The following is a 474-nucleotide window of genomic DNA, read 5'->3' on the forward strand; positions in this document are numbered from 1 at the left end:
GCTCTATTCAAATCAAATAAGCAAGACAAGCAACTCCTCTAAGTCTCTCCTCTCTTGTTAACGAAAACATGAAGCGGATATCAAGTTACAAAAATAGGAGTGAAAATGGTATAATTAAGCCTACGTATAAGAAAAAAGCACCTATCCACATTTAAGTGACGTGCCTTATAATTTAGCTCCCTTCCAGAGTTAAATGGTATAAATAAAGGAGGCAGAAAAATCCATGCTCAAAATACAAGATGTTTTAGAAATTCTGAAAAAAGACGAAAACTTTCACGAGATTGTCTTCAAAAAAGAATATTACTATAACTGGGAAGAAGATTTTACCTTCGATCAATTAAGCTATGATAGCCGAAACACTTCTGCATCAACCCTTTTTTTTGCGAAAGGGCTAAATTTTAAAGCAGAGTATTTAGAAAACTTATCGGCACCTTTCTACATTTCCGAAACAGATTATGAAGTGGACATCCCTGC

The 474-nt window shown here is 34.6% G+C and carries 1 pseudogene; it reads left to right on the forward strand.

Features of this window, described 5'->3' with window-relative positions:
- Positions 1-223 precede the first annotated feature (223 nt).
- A pseudogene (locus tag LI288_RS14060) lies at positions 224-474 on the forward strand (hypothetical protein); the annotation flags it as partial.

The organism is Lachnospira pectinoschiza, assembly GCF_020564355.1.
Taxonomy (GTDB): domain Bacteria; phylum Bacillota; class Clostridia; order Lachnospirales; family Lachnospiraceae; genus Lachnospira; species Lachnospira intestinalis.